General features: G+C 46.2%; 1 protein-coding gene. It reads right to left on the bottom strand.

Annotated elements, in window-relative coordinates:
• Nucleotides 1–1,103, bottom strand: a 1,103-nt coding sequence (locus tag R7E42_RS25220) for a hybrid sensor histidine kinase/response regulator (protein ID WP_318073270.1), incomplete at both ends; no start/stop codon positions are given.

Genomic DNA, 1,103 nt, shown 5'->3' with positions numbered 1-1,103 from the left:
CAAGTGAGCCGTTGCTTCGTAACCATCCATTTCCGGCATTCGACAATCCATAAATATCAATTCGTAATCTTTGTTTTTAACCGCTTCTAGCGCTTCCAAACCATTGGCTTTTAAATCAGGAGTAATGTCGAGCTTTTTCAGCATCTGCGTCACAATGACTTGGTTCATTCGGATATCATCCACCACCAATATAGAGCGCCCAGCTAAGTCGCTTCGTTCGACAACAGCCAACTCACCCGACGCTGCGCCTTGAGCTTGCCCCTCTTTTAAAGGGATGGAGACTTTAAAGGTTGTACCTTTGCGCTCTTCACTTTCGAAACTGATCTCACCTTGCATTAAATCCACGAGGTTCTTACAAATCGCTAAGCCCCAACCTGAGCCTTCAAAACTGCGTTTTGCCGAGCGGACAACTTGTACAAAAGGGTCAAACAACGAACTTGGCGCCGCTAACGGTATCCCAATCCCGGTATCTTCCACCCCAAAAAACGCAGTGCCGTTTACCCACTCGACTCGCAAGACCACGCCGCCCAAATGGGTAAATTTGATCGCGTTCCCAATCAAATTAACTAAGATTTGGGTGATTCGTTCTAAATCGCCAATCAGAAACTCCGGAATGCCTAACTTCTTGTCGATAGAAAAATGAATGCGCTTCTCTGCCGCTTTCGCCGCAAATACGCCCGTAATGGCTTTTTCGAGATCATCCCACGCAAAAACCTTGTCGATAATTTCCATCATGCCAGCATTCATCTTGCTGAAATCGAGCAAGTCGTTGATGATGACGCGAAGTAAATCGCCCGACTGAATCAAATTACCGAGATACTGCCGCTGATCTTCTCCCAACTGAGTTTTGCTTAACAGCTCTGCACTACCGAGAACGCCATTAAGTGGCGTTCTTAACTCGTGGTTAATCATCGCGACAAACTCTTTCGTCGCTTTTTCTGACTCTTCCGCTCGCTTTCTTAGCTCGACTTCACGTTCAAGGCTGAGGTGACGACTGATCACGCCGTGAACCAAATCAGAAACCAGTTCCATTTGTTTGGAGATAAAATCTTGCTCAATTTGTTCCAACGACACAGAAAATATCAATTCGCCAACGACTCGCT

Origin of the sequence: Vibrio sp. Vb1337, from assembly GCF_033338715.1 — a bacterium.
Classification (GTDB): Bacteria; Pseudomonadota; Gammaproteobacteria; order Enterobacterales; family Vibrionaceae; genus Vibrio; species Vibrio alginolyticus.
Note: the sequence above shows the minus strand (reverse complement) of the source record. Positions and strands in the feature narration are given on the sequence as shown.